Origin of the sequence: Paractinoplanes tereljensis, assembly GCF_016862435.1 — a bacterium.
Classification (GTDB): Bacteria; Actinomycetota; Actinomycetes; order Mycobacteriales; family Micromonosporaceae; genus Actinoplanes; species Actinoplanes tereljensis.
Window position 1 is genome coordinate 241372 of record NZ_BOMY01000051.1, and the last position, 21021, is coordinate 262392.

Here is a 21021-nt window from a genome sequence, read left to right on the forward strand (position 1 = left end):
GCTTCTGTCAGTGGTCTGGCAGACTTCCGGAGGTGCGGGCCAGCCGACTGCTCTCCCTGCTGCTGTTGCTGCAGAACCGCGGCCGGATGAGTGCCGCCCGGCTGGCCACCGAGTTGGGCGTCACCAGCCGCACCATCTACCGCGACGTCGAGGCCCTGGCCGCCGCGGGCGTGCCGATCTACGCCGAGCCCGGCCCCACCGGCGGCTACCAGCTGATGGACGGCTACCGCACCAGGCTGACCGGCCTGACCGCCGACGAGGCCGAGTCGCTGTTTCTCACCGGCATGCCCCAGCCCGCCGCCGAGCTGGGCCTGGGCGCCCAGGTGGCCGCGGCCGAGCTGAAGCTGATGGCGGCGCTGCCGACCCCGTACCGGGAGGCGTCACTGCGGATCCGGCAGCGGTTCCACCTGGACGCCCCCGACTGGTACCGCGAGCCGGACGCGGTGCCGCACCTGCTGGCCGCGGCCGAGGCCCTCTGGCAGGACCGGGTGATCGAGGTCCGCTACCGCCGGTGGGCGCCCCGCCCCGGCGAGGTGACCCGCCGGCTGCAGCCGCTGGGCCTGGTCCTCAAGGCCGGGATTTGGTACCTGGTGGCGGCCGGCCCCCGCACCTACCGGGTGTCGTCCATCGTCGAGCTGCGCCCGCTGCCGGAGACCTTCACCCGCCCGGACGACTTCGACCTGGCCACCTTCTGGCAGGGCAACGTCGAACGCTACGAGCAGGCCGACACGGCCGAGGCCGCAGTCATCCGCCTCAGCCCGGCCGGGCTGGCCGCGCTGCCCGGCATCATCGGCCCGAAGGCCGCCCGGCAGGCGCAGAACAATTGCCAACCCCCCGACGCGTACGGCTGGCAGCAGACCACCATCCCCATGGAGAGCGTGCCCCACGCAGCCGCGATGCTGCTCCGCCTCGGCCCTGATGTGCAGGTCTTGGCGCCCGAGCCACTGGTCGCCCAGCTGACCGCCACGGTGCGCGCGATGGCCCGCCTCTACCCCGGGTAGTTCTTCTCCTCGTCGCGGTCCAGCGCCTCGTCGCGGTCCAGCGCCTCGTCGCGGTCCAGCGCCTCGTGGCGATCCAGCGCCTCGTGGCGATCCAGCGCCTCGTTGCGGGCCAGCGCCTCGTTGCGGGCCAGCGTGAAGGCGGCGAGCGCGGCGATGTCGCCGTCCAGGAACGGGAAGCGCGGGACCGGCGCCGGCGCCTCGGCGGCGGCCTGCACGTCGGCCAGCACGTCCGGGCCGGGGTGGTCCAGCAGTTGGGCCAGGGCGATCGCGGCGGCCCAGCGTTCGGCCAGGTTCTCGGCGTTCTTCCACCGGTCGGTAAGGGCCGCTTCGAGCGCCGGATCGTCCGTGCCGCGGGCGCAGATGCCGGCCGCTACCGCGGCGGTCGCAGCCACGATCGGATCCGCGCCGCCGATCAGCGAGATCAGCGCCGGCACCACCGTCGCGGCCTCCTCCGGGAAGTACGCCAGCAACTGCGCGGCGTAGAGCCGGGTGCCGGGGTCTTCCGCGAACAATGCCGCGACATAGACCGGCACGCCGGCCCGGACCGCGTCGTAGGCCTCGATGTCCCAGCGCTCGGCCTGCCGGTCATCCTCAACGTCCGAGAACAACGCCCGAAATTCCCGGGCCGCAAGCTCCTCCGGGTCAGCGGCCGCAGCAACCCAGGCCTCTTCCTCCGCCTCCAGCTCCTCGACGGTCAAGGCCGCCTTACGCGCCGCCTCACGCCGCAGATGTACGAAGTCCGGCCGCTCATCGAGGGTGAACTCCTCCTCACCAAGGGCGATCTGCAGCAGCACCTGGCAGGCAGCGAACCGGTCCGGAGCTTCCTGGTCGGCCACCACGTCGATGAGGAACGGAACGGCCGCGGCCGACGCCGGCGACCGAGAGCCCTGGTGGACAAGCAGCTCAGACAGGTCCTCGTAGGCACGTCGCCGCCGCCGCTGGTCGCTGGACCAGATCGCCTTCAGGCCCGCCGGAACCTCTTTGGCCCGGCCGAACACCCCCAGCGAGGCCCAGTCAACGGCCTTAACTTCGCCACGGCGCTCAGGCATGCCGGGACCATACCAACGGGCTGAGGGCAGTCGCCCCCTAACCCGTCGTCAACTAATCCACGTCGCCGCTCATAAGGCGCTTCCAGCTCTCCTTCTGCGCCGGATCCAGATCAAGCGACGGGAAGTCGGCCAGGTAACGATGGGCGAAGGAGACGACGTCCCGCAGAGATAGGTCTCGCAGCCGGTCGAAATCACGACGAGAAACATCCAGCGTGAAGCTGTGTTTGGAACGGTCCTCGAGCACAACCATGACCCAGCATCGGTAAACCGCCCCTTCTTCGAGGCCAAAGATCGTCATCACTACGTCGGAGACACGGTCCCGATGCTCCCGAAGCCAGTCCGGGCGGCCGTTGGCGCTCCACCGCCCGGATGCCACTCAGTAAGCCGCTCCAAATCCCGCACAGACAAAACCTTGATGTCTCCACGCGATCGCCCTCCGTAAACCGCAACCGAAGGCCACCTAACCCGACGACGCCCGGGAAACATGCCCATTTCGAACCACCATTACGAAATACGCGGCGAATTCCCTGCGGTGAGCCTCAAAACGCTCGCGACCAGTATCGAGGACATCCAAACGCGTTGGTTGCAGGTCAGGGTGAAGCTGCGGTCGGCCGCCTTGCCGAAGGTTTTGTAGCCGATGCGGGAGATCGGCACCGCCGGGGCCGGGGTGCCCCTTCGGCTCGCCGGGCCGTTGCTCGGTTCGGCTGACCCGGGCAGTGTCGGCCGGTATCGAGCTGCGAGAGCGACTCGAAGTCCTCGCCGACGCTGCCTCCTGAATCGGGTCAGGCCACGCCGAAGACTGTTCCTGGGGTTAGGAGCTGGCGGTCGTCGAAGTCGAACTCCAGGTTGTCGCGCACCTCGACCACGCCGGCTACCTGGCGGGTCAGGCGGTCGGCCATGTCGGCTGTCGACCAGCGGCCGACTCGGCCGGTCAGGGTCACCACGCCCCCGGTCACCTCGACGGTTACGTTTTCGGCCTCCTCGGCCAGGAAGACGGCCACCACGCCGTTTACCACGTCGGTGCGGATCTCGTCGTCGGGGCGCAGGTGCACCTTCAGGACGTCGCCTCGGGTGACTATGCCGACCAGGCGGCCCAGGTCGTCTACGACCGGGAGGCGTTTGACATGCTCGGCGTCCATCAGCCGGGCCGCCGCCGCCAGTGACGTGCCGACCAGCGCCAGGACCGGTGGGCTGCTCATCAGGTCGGCGGCCGTGCCGGCTCGTGCCTTGGCCCGCTCGCCGCGCCGGCGGCGGTTGTCGAACAGCCGCGGGGACTCTTCGCCGGCATATTCGATCTTGCGGAGCAGGTCGGCCTCCGAGACCACGCCCTGCACCCGCTGGAACGCGTCCACCACCGGGACCGCGCTGAATCGGTGGGCGATCAGCAGGTCGACCAGGGAACGGTAGGAGGCGGTCAGCTCCACCGACACGACCGCCTGGGTCATCACGTCGTCAACTTTCCAGGTCCTCATTACAGCCTCCTTGCTGCTCACCTCCACGTTAGGAGCGAGAGGTCCGGCGGGTCAGGGCCATTGGTCCCGCAGCGAGGAAACGGGCATCCGGGCCTGGCCAGAAGAGCTGCCGCGGAGGAGGGTTCGGCAGGTGTCCACTGCCAACCAGCTGCACACGGATCTGTTGCACCGGATGCTCGTGGCCCGTCATTTCGCTGAGCGCGGGGTGGCCGTACCCGTGCTGGAAGATCTTGACTTTGTCATTGACCTTGGCGAGGAAGCGGTGCTGATCGGGTTGTCGGCGGCGCTCGCGCACACCGATGCGCTGGTCCGAGACCCTGCAAAGGTCGATCTTGCCGCCGTTCCCGGATCGCTGGTCGTCTGCGTTCGAAAGCTCCCGGGGCGACTTCCCGTGTCGTTCCGGCCGGCCTCAGAGGGCACCGCAATGGAGTCGGGCGCGGGCGAGTCGGTCGACGGGCTTGACGTCGAGGCCGTGCTGGCCTGCGCCGGCCGGGCCGCGAGGGCGGTGCGCGCCGACGGCGGCGTTCGGTGGATGGACCTCGATGTTTCCGGGGCGGTGGATCCGATCGAGATTCTGACGGTACGGATGCGGGCCGCTCACGAGCTCGACGACAACGCCCTGCTGGCCATCGACCGGCATGCGACCCGGCAGGTGCTCGCGGCTCTGCAGTAGAGGGTCGATCGGCCCTGCCGGGCGGCTCCGGGGCGGTGGATCGTGAGGGCATGACGCTGATCTTGCTGCTTATCGCCCTACCCACCCTGTTCCTGCTGGCCGGACTGATCGTCAGCCAGATCCAGCGCAGCGAGCTGAACCCGGACGAGCCTGATCGGGCACATGTCTGAGCGACTCGATCAGGCGCGTTCGGTCAGACCGCGACGTCGATGTAGACGCGGTCGGACAGTTCGGCGACGTTGAACCTCTGCTTGCCGCTGACGCCCAGCGCGATCGTCACATAGCCCTCGTAGTCGCCGACGACGGCGTAGGCCATGATGCCGGCGAGGCCGGTGCGATGGATGCCGCTCACCGTCGGGGTGCCGTCGTCCCGGTGCGCCTGGGCCGGGTGCAGGACGATCTGAATGAAGGCGTACCCGGGCATGGTCACCTTGTCGCCGGAGCCGTCACGGCGTACTTCGGTCACGTACTTGGCCGAGTAACCGGGGAGGGCGCCGGGAATGTCCAGCACCAGGCGGTCGAAGCCGTCCTTGTGCCCGGCATAGCGAATCCCGGTGATCACCGGAACCGGCGGGACGGGCGGCGTGTGCTTGACCGTGTAGGGCCCCGTCCCCCAGGGGGAGGTGGCCGGAGCCGCGACCTGGCGCGCCTCCGTCGTGTGTGGTGTGGTGGTGGCCGGCGCGCTGGTAGCGGCCGCACGGGGAGTGGCGTGACCGCAACCGCCGACAAGGGCGAGAGCGGTAAGAAAGATCAGTGCTTTGGTTCCCTTCATGGCCGTGGCCTCCGTCAATGTTGCAGCGTGAGACCACGCTAGGCGCTCCCCATCTCGTTGTAGTCCCGGTTTCGTGCCGTCCCGGACACTCAGCGTGAGGGCGCGAAGGACCAAACGTAGGCCAGTGCCGCGTTCAGCGCCGCCCGGAGCGGGCGGGTGTCCCGCCAGGTCTGACTGAGGAGCGTCCCGCCCTGCAGGGCGGTGAGCAGGGCGAGCGACAACTCGTCCAGGTCGGCGTCGGCGCGCAGCTCGCCGCGGTCCCGCATGGCGAGCAGGCTGGACTGCAGCAGCGACTGCCAGCGCAGGAACCCGTTGCTGAGGTCCTCGCGCGACTGCTCGTCAGTCGCGCCGAGTTCGCCCGCCAGGGAGCCGAGCGTGCATTCCCCGCGGCGACCTCGGCCGCGCCGGTCGGGGCGGCCTACGGCGCGTCGAAGGCGGCGGTGGAGCTGCTCACCCGCTCCTGGGCCACCGAGTTCGGGGCGGCCGGCGTGCGGGTCAACGGCGTCTCGCCCGGCCCGGTCCGCACCGCCGGGACCGAGCAGATGCTGGGCGAGAACGTCGAGGTCCTCGGCCAGGCCAACATCCGCGGCCAGGTCGGCGAACCCGAGGAGATCGCCGAGGTCGTCCTGTTCCTGGTGGACGACCGCAGCAGCTACATCAACGGCACGGTGGTGGTGGCCAACGGCGGCGAACGCAGCGCGCTTCCGGGCTGAGCCGGTCAGGCCAGGTAACGGCCGCCGTTGGCGCTCAGCGACTGGCCGGTGACGTAACCGGCCTCCTCGGAGGCCAGGTAGGCCACGGCGTACGCGATGTCCTCGGGTTTTCCGGCCCTTTTCATCGGCATGGTGGCGGCCACCGCGTCGACGTCGACCGGGCCCTCGCGCACCAGCGGGGTGTCGACGAAGCCCGGCGGCACGTGGTTGACGGTGATGCCCTTCCCGGCATACTCGATGGCCAGCGCCTTGGTCAGGCCGACCACGCCGCCCTTGGACGACACGTAGTGGGCCATCGCGGGCGCGCCGGTCTGCGCGGACGACGACGAGATGTTGATGATGCGGCCCCAGCCGGCGGTCAGCATGTCCGGCACGAGTTCGCGGGTGACCAGGAACGGGCCCTTGAGGTTGATCCGGATCAGCCGGTCCCAGGACTCCTCGGTGATGCTGGTGAACGGCTCGTACGCGCTGGTCCCGGCGTTGTTGACCAGGATCGTCACCGAGCCGAGCTCGTCCCGGGTGCGCACCGCGGCCCGGGCCACATCGGTGGCGTCGGCCGCGTCGCCGGCCACCGCGATGGCCCGGCCACCCGCGTCGGCGATCTCGGCCGCGGTCTGTTTCGCGGTCTGCCCGTCCAGGTCCCAGACCGCGACGGCGGCCCCCTGCCGGGCCAGCACCAGGGCGATGGCCTTACCGATCCCCCGGCCGCCGCCGGTGACGACCGCGACCTTCCCGTCCAATGACATGACGACTCCTCAGCGGGTGAGCGCGGCCCGGGCCGCGGTGCGGGCCGCCGTGGCGGCGGGGAAGCCGGCGTAACCGGCGGCGTGGTAGATGACCTCGGCGATCTCGTCCTCGGTCAGCCCGTTGGTGAGCCCGACCCGCACGTGGGTCTTGAGCTCGGCCTCGGCGCCGAGCGCGATGAGCAGGCTGATCGTGACCAGGCTGCGGTCGCGAGGGCTGAGGCCGGGCCGGGCCCAGAGCGAGCCCCAGACGCTGGTGAGGCCGATGTCGACGAGTTCGCCGGCGAAACCGCCGTCGTTCAGGTCGAGGTCGTCGCCGTCGGGGAAGACGCCGGGCAGCGCGGCACGCATCGCCGCGAGACCGGTGGCGCGCAGGTCGTTGGTGGTCACGTCACGAAAGTTAGACCAATCGGTCGGTACAAGCAACGGTTCCGAAACAAACTCCGAAGCCTTAGAGTGCCGCTAGACCGACCGGTCGAAACAATAGGAGGCGCACATGAGCGAAATCGACGTTCTGGTCGTCGGGGCCGGGGTCACCGGCATCTACCAGCTGTACCGGGCCCGGGAGGCCGGCTTCTCGGCCCGCCTGCTCGAGGCCGGTGACGGTGTCGGCGGCACCTGGTTCTGGAACCGTTACCCCGAGGCGCGCTTCGACTCGGAGAGCTACACCTACGGCTACCTGTTCTCCCAGGAGTTGTGGGAGGAGTGGGAGTGGTCGGAGCAGTTCGCCGGCCAGCCCGAGATCGAGCGCTACTTCAACCACGTCGCCGACCGGTTCGACCTGCGGAAAGACATGGTCTTCGACGCCAAGGTGACCTCGGCGGTGTTCGACGAGTCGGCCGCGATCTGGACCGTGCGCACCGAGGACGGCACCGAACACCGGGCCCGGTTCGTGGTCGCTGCGACCGGCATCCTCTCGGTGCCGTTCATCCCGGCGATCCCCGGCCGCGACGACTTCCGGGGCGCGCAGTACCACACCGGACGCTGGCCGACGACGCCGATCGACTTCACCGGCCTGCGGGTCGCGCAGATCGGCACCGGCTCCAGCGGGGTGCAGATCGTGCCGGCCATCGCCGGGGACGTAGCCGCGCTGACCGTTTTCCAGAAGGTCGCCGACTGGGCCACGCCGCTGAACAACCGGCCGATCACCGACGAGGAGCAGGCCGATCTCAAGGCCCGCTACGAGTCCATCCGGGACACGCTGAACACCTCGCCGAGCGGCTTCCTGCACGAGCTTCCCTCCCGCCGGGGTGCCGAGGAGAGCGCCGAGCAGCGCCGTGAGTTCTACGAGAAGCTGTGGAACGGCCCCGGCTTCACCAAGCTCAGCCAGACCTATCTCGACATGACCACCGATCCGGCGATCAACGCCGAGTGGTGCGCGTTCATCGCCGAGAAGGTGCGCGCCATCGTCACCGATCCAGCCACGGCCGAACGCCTGCTGCCCAAGGACCACGGCTACGGCGGCCGTCGCCCGCCGTTCGTGACCGGTTACTACGAGGCCTTCAACAACCCGGCCGTCGATCTCGTCGACCTCAACGAGACCCCGATCATCAAAATCACCAGCAACGGCATAGAGACCACCGCGGGCGTACGCGAATACGACGTGATCATCTGGGCGACCGGGTACGACTTCGGTACCGGCGCGCTGAACCGCCTCGGCGTGCGTGGCCGGGACGGGCTGGCCCTGGAGAAGCACTGGGCGGACGGGCCGCAGACGTTTCTCGGCATCATGACGGCCGGCTTCCCGAACTTCTTCTTCCCGGGCGGCCCGCACGGCGCGCTCGGCAACAACCCGCGCTACTCCGGCGACCAGGTCGATTTCGTCATCGACGCGCTGGTCCGCACCCGCGCGCAAGGCAACCGGACGATCGAGGTGACGCCGGAGGCGGAGAAGGAGTGGACCGACCTGATGGACGGCAGCAGCAACCACTCCTCGTTCTTGACCAGCAGCTACTTCTACGGCGCCAACATCCCCGGCAAGCCGGTGAAGCAGCTGCTCAACCCGACCGGCCGGTGGAACCTGCAGCAGATGATCGCCGGGGTCACCGCCGACGACTACGCGGCCTTCCGGTTCGCGTGACCGCTGATCGGAGCCGGGCCACGATGGCCCGGCTCCGATGACGCTCAGAGGATCGTGGTGACCCGCCGCTCGAACAGCCACGAGTCCCCGTGCCGGCGCAGCGTGTCGTCGTAACGGCCGATCAGCTGCAACGCCCAGCCCTCGGCGCCGCGCTGGAAGAAGGCGAGGTCACTGACCGCGGTCGCCTCGTCCGGGCCGGCCGGGGTGATCACCGTGTTGGCCACCAGGTGCAGTTGCGGCGCGGCCGGCACCAGCGCGGCGTACCCGGCCTGGAGTTCCTCCTGCCCCGCGAAGGTGCCCAGTCCGACGATCTCGGAGACCCCGCCGGGGGCGAACAACGCAACCACCTCGGCCGTACGCCCGGCGTCCAGCGCATGCGCGTACCCAGAGACAGCCGCACCGATCGACGTAGCCATCGCCCCTCCTAAGCCTGGTAGGTGGTGATGCGGCGCTGAAAGCGCCAGCCGTCGCCGTCGTCGCGCAGCGTGTCGTCGTAGCGACCGACCACCAGCGGCTGCCAGCCGGCCTCGCCGCGCTGGAAGAAGACGACGTCGCTGACCGCGGTCGCCGCGCCGTCCGCGCCGACCGTGATCACGGTGTTGCCGACCAGGTGTTTCTGCGGCTGGGCCGGCGCCCAGCCGGCGAACGCGGCCCGCAGCGCGTCGTGCCCGATGACCGGGTCCATGCCCGGGATCTCCAGCACCGCGTCCTTGCCGTACAGGGCCACCACCTCGTCGGTGCGGCCGGCGTCCTGCGCCTGGGTGTGCGCGCCGAGCAATGCGCGCACGGCGGCCTCGACAGATTCGCTCATCGTTCCTCCACGTCCCGTTGTTGACCAGGCCGCGAGTCTATTGACCGATCGGTACAAACGGCAATAGCATCGGCGACCAGCGGTTACGTGCGGGAAAGGGAGACGAAACAATGACGAAGCGTTGGCAGCAGCGGCCCCCCGGCTCCACGTGGGGCGACTGGGGCGATGACGACGAGCTCGGCCGGATCAACCTGCTCACCCCGGAGAAGGTGCTGCAGGGCGTCCGCGAGGTCACCGACGGCGTCACCTTCAGCCTGAGCCTGCCGCTCGACTATCCCGGCGGCACCTCCCTCAACCAGCGGCGCTATCCGCCGATCCTGCGCCCGACCGAGGACCTGGAACACAAGCAGGACGTCTTCTACAACGTGGTGGCCAGCCAGCAGATCGCCCCGGTGCTCACCGACGTCTGGTCGGACGATGTGGTCACCCTCTGGCTGCAGTACTCGACGCAATGGGACGCCCTCGCCCACCAGGGCGCCGAGTTCGACGCCGACGGTGACGGCGTGGCCGAGCCGATCTACTACAACGGCTACCGGCCCGGCATCGACATCATCGGCCCGCAGGAGGACGCCAAGGGCGACGGCAGCGGCAGCCTCAGCTTCGCCAAGCACCTCGGCCTCGAGCACATGGCCGAGCACGGCGTGCAGGGCCGCGGTGTCCTGATCGACCTGGCCCACCACCTGGGCACCGCCTGGCAGCCGGTCAACCTGGCCACGCTCCAGGAGATCATGGCGGCCGACAAGGTGGTGGTCGAGCCGGGCGACATGCTGCTGCTGCGCACCGGCTTCGCCGAGCAGATCCTGGCCTGGGAGAAGAACCCCGACCCGGTCGCCATCCAGGCCTACGCGCCCTATCTCGACGGCCACGACCCGGCGCTGCTGGAGTGGATCGCCGAGTCGCAGATCTCGGCGCTGGTCGCCGACAACTACGCCGTCGAGGGCCTCGACGGACACCAGGACCCGGAACCGCACACCCTGCTGCCGATCCATAATCTGTGCCTGTTCAAGCTCGGCGTGCCGCTCGGCGAGCTCTGGTACCTGGAGAAGCTGGCCGGCTGGCTGCGCGCGCACGACCGCAGCCGCTTCCTGCTCACCGCTCCCCCGCTCAACCTGCCCGGCACCCAGGGCAGCCCGCTGACCCCGGTCGCCACGGTCTGACCAGCTCCGGCCCGCCTCGCGTCGCGGGGCGGGCCCGGCTGATCGTGTAACGTGGCCCCGATGTCACCCACGGCTTCGAAGAACGAGGAGAAGCCCTCGACGCGGCGCGCGCGCGGCAAGACCGAGCGCTACTGGCGCATGCGCGACCAGGTCATCGACATCGCCGTCGAGCTGTTCTCGAAGAACGGTTACGCCAGCACCGGGGTCGCCGACATCGGCGAGGCCGCCGGCCTGGCCCGCGGGGCGCTCTACTACTACATCAAGTCCAAGGAAGCGCTGCTCGCCGAGATCCACGACCGCGTCATGGATCCGCTGCTCAAGGAGGCCGCGGCGATCGCCGCCCTCGACCTGAGCTTCCCGGCACGCCTGCGGCTGATGTCCGAGTCGCTGCTCTGGCAGGTCATCAACCGGCACGACCACGTGTGGGTGTTCCTGCATGAATACCGCCAGCTGGAGGGCGAGTTCCGCACCCTGTTCAAGGCGAAGCGGGACACCTTCGAGCAGAGCATCCAGGCCGTCCTGGAGCAGGGTCAGCGCGAAGGGCTGCTGCGCCCGCTCGACCTGGAACTGACCAAGCTGACGTTCCTCAACATGCACAACTACACGTACCAGTGGGTCGCCACCAAGGACGTGAAGGTCGAGGACCTCTCCGGCCTGTACTGCGAGATCTTCCTGAACGGCATCCTGACCAGCCCCGCCACCCAGGACTCCGCCTCGGCGGAGCTGGAGCACGGCCGAGCCGTACTCCAGTCCCTGCGCGACGCGCCGGCGGTCAGCCGAACTGATGCCTGAGGAAAGATCCAGACCAGGCAAGAAGATCTGACGGTACGTAGTAGCCGGTCTCGTCGTTGATGGTGGACCAGTTGGCGGCCACGTCCTCGATCGACGGTGCGCCCTTGTCGTGCAGGTAGCCCTCGGTCGAGCCGAGGAAGACGCGGGCGAAGCGGCCGGCGCCGGCCGTGTAGATCTCGCCGCTCACCGGGCAGCTCTCGTGGGCCAGGTAGGCCGCCATCGGGGCCACCGCGTCCGGCGGCATGACCGACGGGCCGGCGTCGCCCTGCAGGTTCTCCGCCTCGCCACCGGCCATCCGGGTCTGCGCGGCCGGCGCGATCAGGTTGACCTTGATGCCGTGCGGTTCGCCGGCCACCTTGGCGCTGCGGGCCAGGCCGACCACACCGGCTTTGGCGGCCGCGTAGCCGAGGTTGTTGTCCAGGCCGAAGATGCCGCTCGAGGTGGTCAGCACCGCGCGGCCGTAACCCTGCTCGACGAAGTGCGGCCAGGCCGCCCGCAGCACGGTGAACGTGCCGATCAGGTGGACGGCCAGGTGCCGTTCGAGGTTGTCCAGGTCGGCCTCGGGCAGGCCGGCCCAGCGGATGATGCCGGCGTTGGCGACCACCGCGTCGATCCGGCCGAAGTGTTCGAGGGCGGTGCCGACGATCGCCTCGCCGCCCTCGGTGGTGGACACGTCGTGGGTGTCGGCGACGGCGGTGCCGCCGGCCGCGACGATCTCGTCGACCACGGCCTGGGCCGGGCCGGTGTCGGTGCCGTCGCCCTCCATCGACCCGCCGAGGTCGTTGACCACGACCTTGGCGCCCCGCTGGGCGAGCAACCGGGCGTAGGCGCGGCCGATACCGCGGCCGGCCCCGGTGACCACCGCGACGCGTCCTTCGAAACTGAGCTCGCTCATGCGCGACTCCTTTGAGATGAGGGTGCGCACGACATTAGACCGATCGGTCGATACAGACAAGAAACAACTGGTCAACGGCCTTGAAACGTGGCCCGGCGGGGGCCATTGGCGACGAAACTGCGCAGGCCGGCGCGGGCGTCCGCGCTCGCGAAACAGGTGGCGATCAGGTCGGCCTCCAGGGCCAGCCCGGCCTCGATCGGCAGGTCGGCGTCGATCGCCTGCTTCGCGTAGCGCAGCGCGAGCGGGCCCCGTGCGAAGCCCAGACCCTGCTCCACCGCCGCACCGAAGGCGTCGTCGACCACCCGATCGACCAGGCCGATAGCCAGGGCCTCGTCGGCCGGCACCGGGCGGCCGGTGAGGATCAGGTCCTTGGCGCGGGCCGCCCCGACCGCCCGGCGCAGGCGCTGCGTGCCGCCGGAGCCTGGGATGATCCCGAGGGTGATCTCGGGCAGCCCGAACACGGCACTGCGCCCGGCGATCCGGAAGTCGGCGGCCAGCGCGAGCTCGCAGCCGCCGCCCAGCGCGTAGCCGTCGATCGCGGCGACGGTGATCTGCGGCGCGGTTGCCAGGGCCTGGAACGCGCCCTGCAGCACCCGGTTACGCCGATCGAAGTCGGCCGGGCTCAGGTCGATCAGCTCGGTGACGTCGGCGCCGGCCGCGAAGTGCCGGGGCCCGCCGGTGAGCACCACGGCCCGGTACGGCGAGCCGTCGTCGTGCAGGCCGGCCGCCACCGCGGCGAGGTCGTCCCACATGGACTGGTCGAGCGCGTTGACCGGCGGGCGGTCGAGCCGCAGGACGCCGAGGCGGGGGTCGGCGGGGTGCGGTTCGAGCCGTACCCGGGCCGGATTCGAGGGACTGGTCACTGTTCCGCACCTCCTGGTTGGCGCTATGCTGCGGCCAAGAATGTACCGACCGGTCTACACATTGAAACACCCGGGAGTGCCGATGGACTTCACCCTCACCGAACTCGAGCGCGACCTGCTCGACCTGGGCCGCACCTACGCCGAGCGGGAGATCGCGCCGATCGCGGCGCAGGCCTGGCACGAGGAGCGCTGCCCCACCGACGTGCTGCGCGGCCTCGGCGAACTCGGCCTGCTCGGGCTGCTCGTGCCGGAGAAGTGGGGTGGCATCGACGCCTCGACCGTCGGTTACGTCGCGCTGCTGGAGGCCCTCGCCGCGGTCGACCCGTCGGTCGCCGCCGCCTGGCAGGCGCACTCGACCATCGGCACCATGCCGCTGCTGCTGTTCGGCTCGGACGACCAGCGCGAGCGGTGGCTGCGCCCGCTGGCCGAGGGCCGGCAGCTGGCCGCGTTCGGGCTGACCGAGCCGTCGGCCGGCTCCGACGTGCGGTCGCTGCGAACCAAGGCGACCCGGGCGGCCGGCGGCTGGGTGCTCAACGGGCAGAAGGCGTTCATCTCCAACGCCGGCACCGACATGAGCTTCGGGGTCACCGTGCTGGCCCGGCTGGCCGACGGTGGCTTCGGCAGCTTCATCGTCGAGCGCGGCGCCACCGGCTACACCGAGGGCCCCAAGCTGCGCGGCATCGGCTGGCACGGCCTGGACACCCGGGACCTGTTCTTCGACGACGTGTTCGTCCCGGACGACCAGGTGGTCGGCGAGCCCGGCAAGGGCCTCGGGCAGTTCCTCAGCGCCCTGGAGGTGGGCCGGATCTCGGTGGCGGCGCTGGCACTGGGCACCGCGCAGGGCGCCCTGAACCTGGCCCTGGAGTACGCCGGGCAGCGCGAGCAGTTCGGCGCGAAGCTCTCCAGCTTCCAGGCCATCCAGTTCAAGCTGGCCGACATGGCGACCCAGATCGAGGCCGCTCGCTGGCTGACCTACTACGCGGCCTCCCTGCGGGACGCCGGTAAACCCTTCAAGAAGGAGGCGGCGATGGCCAAGCTCCAGGCCAGTCGGGTGGCCACCGCGGTGACCAGCGAGGCGGTGCAGATCTTCGGCGGCACCGGTTACATGCTGGAGAGCCCGGTCGCCCGCTTCTACTGCGACGCCAAGGTCCTGGAGATCGGCGAGGGCACCAACGAGATCCAGCACCTGGTGATCGCCCGCGAACTGGGCTGCGCATGAGCGACCTGGCCGGCCGGCGGGTGGTCATCACCGGCGCCGGGCGTGGGATCGGCCGGGTTCTCGCCGCCGCGTTCGACGCCGCGGGCGCCCAACTCGCCCTGGTGGCCCGCGGCGAGACCGCGCTCAAGGAGGTGGCCGAGGGTCTGCACGGCGACCCGCTGATCTGCCCGGGCGACGTCCGCGACGCCGCGTTCAACGACGGGGTGGCGGCCGACATGGTCGAGCGGTTCGGTGGGGTGGACGTGTGGATCTGCAACGCCGGGGTGTCGCCCGAGTTCGCGGACGCCACCGAGACCTCCCCGGAGACCTGGCGGGAGATCGTCGACACCAACCTGACCGGGGCGTTCCTGGGCGCCCGGGCCGGAGCCGCGGTGATGGGCGCGGGCGGCCGGATCATCGTGACCGGCTCGGTTCTCGGGCACCGGCCGCGCGGCGGGCTGGCCGCCTACTCGGCGTCCAAGAGCGGGGCGCACTCGCTGGTCGCCGCGATGGCGCAGGAGCTCGGGCCGCGCGGCATCACGGTCAACGCGGTCGCGCTCGGCTGGTTCGAAACGGGGGTGGGCACGCACTGGCGGCGCGACGCCGAGCGGTCCACCGCGATCGCCGAGCACACCGCGCTCGGCCGCTGGGGCACCCCGGACGACCTGCCCGGCGTGTTCCTGTTCCTGGCCTCGGCCGGCTCGGCCTACGTGACCGGGGCGACGCTCACCGTCGACGGGGGGTACTCGTTGTTATGAAGGGACAGACCATGCTCGCGGCCGTCTGGCACGGTGCCAAGGACGTACGCGTCGAAGAAGTGGCCGCGCCGGGCGCACCGCGCCCCGGCGAGGTCGTCGTCGCGGTCGACCTCGCGTGTATTTGCGCCTCTGACCTGGCCGAATACCGCGACGGCCCGCACGTCATCCCGGTCCGCCGGCCGCACCGGCTGACCGGCCGCACCGCCCCGGTGATCCTCGGCCACGAGTTCGTCGGCCGGGTCCTGGAGGCGGGCGACTCCGGCCTGACCGCCGGTGACCGGGTGTGCGGCGACGCCTGCCTGCGCTGCGGCGTCTGCTTCTGGTGCCGGCGCGGCGAGTACAACATCTGCGAGTCCGGCGGGTCGATCGGCCTGCACACCGACGGTGCGTTCGCCCGCTACCTGACCGTTCCCGGCTACACCCTGCACCGGGTGCCGGACGCGGTGGACGACCGCGCCGCCGCGATCGTCGAACCGCTCGCGGTCGGCCTGCACGGCCTGCGCCGCGGCCGGTTCGAGGCCGGCGAGACGGTCACCGTTGTCGGCTTCGGCATGGTCGGCGCCGCGGTCACCCTCCTCGCGGCGGCCATCGGCGCCGGCCGGGTCATCGTCGTCGAGGCCGCCCCCGACCGAGCCGAGGCGGCCCGCCAGGCCGGCGCGACCGACGTGCTCGCCCCGGGCGACACCCTGCGCGGCGCGGTGCGGGAGCTGACCGAGGGCCGGGGCTCCGACCTGGTGCTCGACTGCACCGGCCGGGCCGACGTGCTGCCGGTCAGCGTCGAGCTGTCCCGGCGCGGCGGCCGGGTGGTCGTCTGCGGACTCGCCCACGAACCGTCGGCGATCCGCGCCGACCGGCTGGTCTACTTCGAGCGGGAGGTGATCGGCTCGCTCGGCTACCGGTACGACCACGAGGCGGTCCTGCGCCTGCTGGCCAGCGGGCGCCTGGACGTGAGCCGGCTGTTCGCGCCGGCCATCCGCCTCGAGGACATCGTCACCGACGGCTTCGAGGCCACCAACACCAGCAAGCTTCGGATACCGGTCGCGATAGGAGAGGCGTGAGCATGTTCAACCTTGCCGGGGTGCTGGATCGGAATGCCGACCGAGCGCCCGACGCCGACGCGGTCATCTTCCGCGACACCCACCTGACCCACCGGCAGCTGCACGCGCGGGTCAACGCGCTCGCCGCCGCCCTGCGCGAGCAGGGCATCGGTAAGGGCGACGTGGTGGCGATCCTGCTCAGCAACCGGCCCGAGTTCCTGGAGGCGGCGCTGGCCGCCAACCGGCTCGGCGCCGCGTTCCTGCCGCTCAACACCCGGCTCGCCAAACCCGAGCTGGACTACATCCTCGGGCACGCCGGGGCCGGCGTGGTGGTCACCGAGGACGCCTTCGCGGCCGCGGTCGGCCGGGCCACGATCCAGGTCGGCGACGAGTACGAAGCACTGGTCACCGCCCACCACGGCGAGATCGTGCCGGCCGTCGACGTCGCCGAGACCGACGTGCACCGGCTGATGTACACCTCCGGGACGACCGCGCACCCCAAGGGTGTGCCGATCACCTACCGGAACTTCTACTGGAAGACCATCGCGCACGTCGCCGAGTTCGGGCTCACCCAGGCCGACTCGACCGCCATGGTCGGCCCGCTCTACCACGTCGGCGCGTTCGACCTGCCCGGCATCGGCACCTGGTGGGTCGGCGGCAGCCTGATCATCGTGCCCAAGTTCGACGTGCCCGACCTGCTGGCCACCATCGTCCGGGAACGGCCCACCAACATCTGGCTCGCCCCGGCCATGGTCAACGCGATCCTGCAGGAGCCGCGGCTGGCCGAGTTCGACACCACGAGCGTCCGGTTCGTCATCGGCGGCGGCGAAAAGATGCCCCTCACGCTTATCGAACGCCTGCTGGCCGCGTTTCCCTCGGCCCGATTCGCCGACGCGTACGGGCTGACCGAAACCGTCTCCGGCGACACCTTCCTGGACCAGGCGCACACCCTGTCGAAAATCGGTTCGGTCGGTAAACCGGTGGTCAACCTGGAGGTCCGGATCACCGGCCTGGACGACCAGCCGGTCGAGCCGGGCCGGTCCGGCGAGATCCTGCTGCGCGGCCCCAAGGTGGTCGGCGGCTACTGGAACGACCCGCAGTCCACGGCGGCGGCGTTCACCACCGACGGCTGGTTCCGCACCGGCGACGTCGGGCACCTGGACGCCGACGGCTACCTCTACATCGACGACCGCAAGAAGGACATGATCGTGTCCGGCGGGGAGAACGTGTCGGCCACCGAGGTCGAACGGGTCCTCTACGAGCACGACGCCGTCCTCGAGGTGGCCGTGGTCGCGCTGCCCGATCCGAAGTGGGGTGAGGTGCCCCGGGCGTTCGTGGTGCTCAAACCGGGCCGCGAGCACACCGCCGAGGACCTGATCGCGCACTGCCGGGAACGGCTGGCCCGGTACAAGGCGCCCAAGCAGATCACCTTCCTCGACGAGCTGCCGCGCAACCCGTCCGGCAAGATCCTCAAGCGCGTCCTGCGGGAACGCCCGTCGGCCACCGGCGAGCGCCCGCCCCTGCCGACCGAGCAACTGCTGGAGGCGTACCGCCGGATTGTTTTGATCCGAGAATTTGAATCGCGGATCTCGGCGCTGTACCGCAACAGCGAGATCCCCGGCTTCGTGCACCTGTCGATCGGGCAGGAGGCCTCGGCGGTCGGCGCCTGCTGGCCGCTGACCCCGGCCGACGTGATCACCTCGAATCACCGCGGGCACGGGCATGTGCTGGCCAAGGGCCTCGACCCGGAGAGCATGATGGCCGAGCTGTTCGGCCGGTCCACCGGCAGCAACCGAGGGCTCGGCGGCTCGATGCACATGGCCGACCCGGGCCTGGGCATCTTCGGCGCGAACGGCATCGTGGCGGCCGGCGTCCCGATCGCCGACGGCGCCGCGCTGGCCGGCCGGCTGCGCGGCGAACAGAATGTCGCGGTCGCGTTCTTCGGCGACGGTGCCGTCGCCCAGGGCGCCTTCCACGAGGCCGCCAACCTGGCCTCGCTGTGGAAGCTGCCGGTGGTGCTGTTCTGCGAGAACAACGGCTACGCCGAGTTCTCCCCCGCCGCCGACCAGCACCCGGTCGACCTCGCGACCCGCGCCGCCGGGTACGGCCTCGAGTACGTCACCGTCGACGGCAACGACGTCGAGGCCGTCATCGCGGTGATGACCGACGTGGTCGAACGGATCCGCGGCGGCTCCGGGCCGGTCTTCGTGGAGGCGCTCACCTACCGCTGGCACGGTCACTACGAGGGCGACCCGGAGCGCTACCGGTCCAAGGACGAGCGGGAGGAGTGGCGGGCCGACCGGGACCCGCGCGTACTCACCCGGACCCGGCTGCTGGAACGCGGCCTCGGCGCCGGCGTGCTCGACTCGATCGACGCCGAGATCCGGGCCCGCATCGACGCGGCGGTCGAGACGGCCCGGCAGGCGCCGCTGCCGTCGCCGTCGGTCTCGGCCACCTCGCTGTATGCCCCACGGCCGGTGATCGCCGAGCCGGACTGGTCGAGCACCGAGGTGTTCCGCACCATGGACGCCGTGCGCCTGGCCCTGGAGCACGAGCTGGAGGCCGACCCGGACGTGTTCGTGGCCGGCATCGACGTCGGCAAGGGCGGCAACGTCTTCGCGCTCACCCGCAACCTGTACGAGCGCTGGCCGGACCGGCTGCTGGACACCCCGATCTCGGAGACCGCGGTGATGGGTCTCGGCGTAGGCGCGGCGATGGCCGGACTGCGCCCGGTGGTCGAGCTGATGTACCTGGACTTCCTGGGCGTCTGCTTCGACCAGATCTACAACCAGGCCGCCAAGATGCGGTTCATGACCGGCGGCCGGGCGCCGATGGCGCTGACCATCCGCACCCAGTTCGGGGCGGGCCGCTCCTCGGGCAGCCAGCACTCGCAGAGCCTGGAAGCCCTGCTGGCGCACATCCCCGGCCTGACCGTGGTGATGCCGTCCACCCCGGCCGACACGTACGGCCTGCTGCGGGCCGCGATCCGCGACCCCAACCCGGTCGTCTTCATCGAAAACCGGCTGCTGTACGGCCAGAAGGGCCCGAAGCCACCGGCCGACCATCTCATCCCGCTCGGCAAGGCCAAGATCGTGCGGCCCGGCCGGGACGTGACAGTGGTGAGCGTGTCCCGGATGGTCCACGAGAGCGTCGCGGCGGCCGAGGCCCTGTCCGCTAAGGGGATCGAGGCCGAGGTCATCGACCTGCGCACGGTCGCGCCCCTGGACACCGCGACGATCCTGGAGTCGCTGTCGCGCACCGGGCGACTACTGATCGCGCACGAGGCGGTCACCGACTTCGGCATCGGCGCGGAGATCGCCGCGGTCGCCGCCTCGGAAGGCTTCGGCAACCTGGTCGCGCCGATCACCCGGGTGGGTGCGGCCGCGACTCCCGCCCCGTACGCCCCGAATTTGGAACAGGAGTGGCTGCCGGACCGGCACGACATAGAGCAGGCCATCGAAAAGCTCGTCCGGCTCTAGAAACGGAACGGGCCCCGGCGATTTCGCCGGGGCCCGTTCTTTCAGTCTTTTATGTGGATCGCCAGGGCGGGACAGACCGCCGCGGCCGTGCGCACCTCTTCGGCCAGTTCGTCCGGTGGGTTGTCGGTGAGCAGGACGACGATGCCGTCCTCGTCCCGCTGGTCGAAAACGTCCATGGCGGCGGACACGCAGTTCCCGGCCGCGACACACTTGTCCTGCTCGACGGCGACCTTCATGCCGGCTCTCCTAGGGTGATCTCGGCCCGGCGCAACCGGGCCTGCTTGGGCATGTTCCAGCCGAGGACGCCGGTGACCCGGCCGGCCTCGCGGTAGACGGCGACGAAGCGCCGGGCGGCCGGGTCGCCCTCGACGACCTGGACTTCCGCGGCGGCCGGGAGAACCCCGTACATCTGCAGCTTCGCGTCGAACTGGTCGGTCCAGAAATAAGGGATCGGGGTGTACGCGGCGGGGTCACCCAGGATCGCGCCGGCCACCGCGATGGCCTGCTCGGTGACGTTGGTGCGGTTCTCCAGGCGCACCCGGCGGCCGAGTCCCTCGTGCTGCCAGCGGGCGACGTCACCGACCGCCCAGACGCCCTCGGCGGCCCGGCAGCGGGCGTCGCAGACCACCCCGTTGTCGAGTTCCAGGCCGCTGCCGGCCAGCCAGTCGGTGGTCGGGATCGCACCGATCGCGACCACCACGACCTCGGCCGGCAGCACCTCGCCGGTGGCCAGCCGCACCCCGGTGACCCGGCCGGCGGCGTGTTCGAGGCCGGCGACGCCGCTGCCCAGCCGCAGTCGCACGCCGCGCTCCTCGTGGAGTTCTTTCAGGAGGCCGGAGATCAGCGGTCCCACCTGCAGCGCCATCGGCGCGGCGAGCGGCCCGGCCAGGGTCACGTCCAGGCCCAGGGTGCGCGCGGTGGCGGCGATCTCGGAGCCGAGCACGCCCTCCCCCACGACCACGAGGCGGCCGCCGGAGAGGAGGTCCTTGCGCAGCGCCAGGGCGTCGTCGAGGGTGCGCAGCACGTGCACGCCGGCCAGGCCGTCCTGTTCGGGCAGTCGCCGCGGGCGCACCCCGGTCGCGATCACCACCGCGTCGGCCCGCACGTCCCGGCCGGACCGGGTGCGCACGGTCCGGCTCGCCGGATCGAGCCCGGTCGCGTGCTCGCCGAGCCGGAGGTCGAGGTCGAGCCCGGACAGGTGCTCCTCGGTGCGCAGCGCGGCCCGCTCGGGTTCCCAGGTGCCGGACAGCACCTGCTTGGAGAGCGGCGGCCGATCGTACGGCGGGTGCAGTTCGTCGCCGAGGACCGTGATCCGGCCCGGGAAACCCTTGCGGCGCAACGCCTCCGCGGTGGACAGGCCGGCCGCCGAGGCGCCGACCACCAGCACGTCTCTCCTGCTCCGAAGCATGCTCCGAAGTTAGACCAATCGGTCGGTACAAGCAACGCGCCGGAAACCTTGAGTTGTACCGACCGATTGGTCTAATCTCCGCTGAGACCTGGACCACAGCCCCCGATCGTTCAGCGAAGG

Annotated in this window: 23 protein-coding genes; 10 read left to right on the top strand and 13 right to left on the bottom strand. The window is 70.6% G+C overall.

Annotated elements, in window-relative coordinates:
- Positions 1–32: 32 nt before the first annotated feature.
- Positions 33–1001 (top strand): helix-turn-helix transcriptional regulator, encoded by a 969-nt coding sequence (locus Ate02nite_RS41030; RefSeq protein WP_203813325.1) that lies wholly within the window; start codon positions 33–35, stop codon positions 999–1001.
- Here the strand turns inward: Ate02nite_RS41030 and Ate02nite_RS41035 are convergent.
- From Ate02nite_RS41035 to Ate02nite_RS41045, 3 genes are all read right to left on the bottom strand, one after another.
- A complete protein-coding gene (locus Ate02nite_RS41035) occupies positions 989–2050 on the bottom strand; it encodes a HEAT repeat domain-containing protein (protein WP_203813326.1) in 1062 nt (353 codons plus the stop codon). The two genes, Ate02nite_RS41030 and Ate02nite_RS41035, sit on opposite strands and share 13 nt — an antisense overlap.
- Positions 2051–2102: 52 nt before the next feature.
- Entirely contained in the window at positions 2103–2300 is a 198-nt protein-coding gene (locus Ate02nite_RS41040; RefSeq protein WP_203813327.1) for a hypothetical protein, read from the bottom strand.
- A gap of 532 nt (positions 2301–2832) precedes the next feature.
- Positions 2833–3522: a CBS domain-containing protein gene (locus Ate02nite_RS41045; protein WP_203813328.1), complete on the bottom strand. Its 690-nt coding sequence runs from the start codon at positions 3520–3522 to the stop codon at positions 2833–2835.
- 130 nt (positions 3523–3652) lie between these two features.
- Between Ate02nite_RS41045 and Ate02nite_RS41050 the strand changes: the two genes are divergently transcribed.
- A complete protein-coding gene (locus Ate02nite_RS41050) occupies positions 3653–4195 on the top strand; it encodes a hypothetical protein (protein WP_203813329.1) in 543 nt (180 codons plus the stop codon).
- A 193-nt stretch (positions 4196–4388) separates the two neighbouring features.
- Here Ate02nite_RS41050 and Ate02nite_RS41055 read toward each other — a convergent pair whose 3' ends face one another.
- Together Ate02nite_RS41055 and Ate02nite_RS49610 are read right to left on the bottom strand one after the other, a co-directional pair.
- On the bottom strand, positions 4389–4967 hold the full coding sequence (locus Ate02nite_RS41055) for an AMIN-like domain-containing (lipo)protein (RefSeq protein ID WP_203813330.1): 579 nt from the start codon (positions 4965–4967) through the stop codon (positions 4389–4391).
- An 89-nt stretch (positions 4968–5056) separates the two neighbouring features.
- Positions 5057–5509 carry a TetR family transcriptional regulator C-terminal domain-containing protein gene (locus Ate02nite_RS49610; RefSeq protein ID WP_275422996.1) on the bottom strand — a complete coding sequence of 151 codons (453 nt, stop codon included), beginning with the start codon at positions 5507–5509 and terminating at the stop codon, positions 5057–5059.
- Between Ate02nite_RS49610 and Ate02nite_RS49260 the strand changes: the two genes are divergently transcribed.
- Positions 5408–5680: an SDR family NAD(P)-dependent oxidoreductase gene (locus tag Ate02nite_RS49260; RefSeq protein ID WP_239148084.1), complete on the top strand. Its 273-nt coding sequence runs from the start codon at positions 5408–5410 to the stop codon at positions 5678–5680. The two genes, Ate02nite_RS49610 and Ate02nite_RS49260, sit on opposite strands and share 102 nt — an antisense overlap.
- A gap of 5 nt (positions 5681–5685) precedes the next feature.
- Here Ate02nite_RS49260 and Ate02nite_RS41065 read toward each other — a convergent pair whose 3' ends face one another.
- Positions 5686–6426, bottom strand: coding sequence for an SDR family NAD(P)-dependent oxidoreductase (locus Ate02nite_RS41065; protein WP_203813331.1), 741 nt, complete (start codon positions 6424–6426; stop codon positions 5686–5688).
- A 9-nt stretch (positions 6427–6435) separates the two neighbouring features.
- Entirely contained in the window at positions 6436–6813 is a 378-nt protein-coding gene (locus tag Ate02nite_RS41070) for a carboxymuconolactone decarboxylase family protein (protein ID WP_203813332.1), read from the bottom strand.
- A gap of 106 nt (positions 6814–6919) precedes the next feature.
- Here Ate02nite_RS41070 and Ate02nite_RS41075 point away from each other — a divergent pair, with 106 nt between their 5' ends.
- Positions 6920–8503, top strand: a complete 1584-nt coding sequence (locus tag Ate02nite_RS41075) for a flavin-containing monooxygenase (protein ID WP_203813333.1) — start codon at positions 6920–6922, stop codon at positions 8501–8503.
- 44 nt (positions 8504–8547) lie between these two features.
- Here the strand turns inward: Ate02nite_RS41075 and Ate02nite_RS41080 are convergent, their stop codons facing one another.
- The gene (locus Ate02nite_RS41080) at positions 8548–8919 is read right to left on the bottom strand and encodes a nuclear transport factor 2 family protein (RefSeq protein ID WP_203813334.1); all 372 of its coding nucleotides are present in this window, start codon (positions 8917–8919) and stop codon (positions 8548–8550) included.
- 8 nt (positions 8920–8927) lie between these two features.
- Entirely contained in the window at positions 8928–9314 is a 387-nt protein-coding gene (locus tag Ate02nite_RS41085) for a nuclear transport factor 2 family protein (protein WP_203813335.1), read from the bottom strand.
- 110 nt (positions 9315–9424) lie between these two features.
- Here Ate02nite_RS41085 and Ate02nite_RS41090 point away from each other — a divergent pair, with 110 nt between their 5' ends.
- Both Ate02nite_RS41090 and Ate02nite_RS41095 read left to right on the top strand, forming a co-directional pair.
- Positions 9425–10471: a cyclase family protein gene (locus tag Ate02nite_RS41090; RefSeq protein WP_203813336.1), complete on the top strand. Its 1047-nt coding sequence runs from the start codon at positions 9425–9427 to the stop codon at positions 10469–10471.
- 60 nt (positions 10472–10531) lie between these two features.
- A complete protein-coding gene (locus tag Ate02nite_RS41095; RefSeq protein WP_203813337.1) occupies positions 10532–11263 on the top strand; it encodes a TetR/AcrR family transcriptional regulator in 732 nt (243 codons plus the stop codon).
- On the opposite strand, the gene Ate02nite_RS41100 is transcribed toward Ate02nite_RS41095, so the two are convergent.
- Both Ate02nite_RS41100 and Ate02nite_RS41105 read right to left on the bottom strand, forming a co-directional pair.
- Positions 11244–12158, bottom strand: a complete 915-nt coding sequence (locus Ate02nite_RS41100; RefSeq protein WP_203813338.1) for an SDR family NAD(P)-dependent oxidoreductase — start codon at positions 12156–12158, stop codon at positions 11244–11246. The two genes, Ate02nite_RS41095 and Ate02nite_RS41100, sit on opposite strands and share 20 nt — an antisense overlap.
- 71 nt (positions 12159–12229) lie before the next feature.
- The gene (locus Ate02nite_RS41105) at positions 12230–13021 is read right to left on the bottom strand and encodes an enoyl-CoA hydratase/isomerase family protein (RefSeq protein WP_203813339.1); all 792 of its coding nucleotides are present in this window, start codon (positions 13019–13021) and stop codon (positions 12230–12232) included.
- 82 nt (positions 13022–13103) lie between these two features.
- On the opposite strand from Ate02nite_RS41105, the gene Ate02nite_RS41110 reads away from it, so the two are divergent.
- The 4 genes from Ate02nite_RS41110 to Ate02nite_RS41125 are packed head-to-tail and all read left to right on the top strand — an operon-like array spanning position 13104 to position 19493.
- Positions 13104–14240 (top strand): acyl-CoA dehydrogenase family protein, encoded by a 1137-nt coding sequence (locus Ate02nite_RS41110; protein ID WP_203813340.1) that lies wholly within the window; start codon positions 13104–13106, stop codon positions 14238–14240.
- Positions 14237–14977: an SDR family NAD(P)-dependent oxidoreductase gene (locus Ate02nite_RS41115; protein ID WP_203813341.1), complete on the top strand. Its 741-nt coding sequence runs from the start codon at positions 14237–14239 to the stop codon at positions 14975–14977. Before Ate02nite_RS41110 ends, Ate02nite_RS41115 begins: the two co-directional genes overlap by 4 nt.
- Positions 14978–14988: 11 nt before the next feature.
- Entirely contained in the window at positions 14989–16035 is a 1047-nt protein-coding gene (locus tag Ate02nite_RS41120; protein ID WP_203813342.1) for a zinc-binding dehydrogenase, read from the top strand.
- Between the two features lie 2 nt (positions 16036–16037).
- On the top strand, positions 16038–19493 hold the full coding sequence (locus Ate02nite_RS41125; protein WP_239148092.1) for a pyruvate dehydrogenase complex E1 component subunit beta: 3456 nt from the start codon (positions 16038–16040) through the stop codon (positions 19491–19493).
- A 41-nt stretch (positions 19494–19534) separates the two neighbouring features.
- On the opposite strand, the gene Ate02nite_RS41130 is transcribed toward Ate02nite_RS41125, so the two are convergent.
- On the bottom strand, positions 19535–19729 hold the full coding sequence (locus tag Ate02nite_RS41130; RefSeq protein ID WP_203813344.1) for a ferredoxin: 195 nt from the start codon (positions 19727–19729) through the stop codon (positions 19535–19537).
- Positions 19726–20901, bottom strand: coding sequence for an NAD(P)/FAD-dependent oxidoreductase (locus tag Ate02nite_RS41135; RefSeq protein ID WP_203813345.1), 1176 nt, complete (start codon positions 20899–20901; stop codon positions 19726–19728). Before Ate02nite_RS41135 ends, Ate02nite_RS41130 begins: the two co-directional genes overlap by 4 nt.
- Between the last annotated feature and the right edge of the window lie 120 nt (positions 20902–21021).